This window comes from Peribacillus sp. SIMBA_075, from assembly GCF_046534585.1.
On record NZ_JAWRYN010001092.1, the window covers coordinates 1 to 254 of the forward strand.

The following is a 254-nucleotide window of genomic DNA, read 5'->3' on the forward strand; positions in this document are numbered from 1 at the left end:
GGTGAAAAAAAGGGGAAAGGTCAGGAAACCAATGGGGTAGGAAAGACCACAATGGTTGAGTCAATAAACTACCTCTTGGGTGGATCTTGTCCTGAAGATTTTTTCGGAAAACAGCCTCTTACTGAGAAGGATATTATGATCATTCTTCAACTTGTCTCTGAGGGTAAGATTCTTTATTTAGGTCGTTTAATAAATCAGCCCAATAAAGGCTTTATTCTTCCTGGAGAGACACTATCATTTGACTTATCCAATTG

1 pseudogene is annotated in these 254 nt (G+C 38.6%); it reads left to right on the top strand.

The annotated features are described in order from the left end of the window. Positions 1 to 51 precede the first annotated feature (51 nt). A pseudogene (locus tag SB775_RS31660) lies at positions 52 to 254 on the top strand (hypothetical protein); the annotation flags it as partial.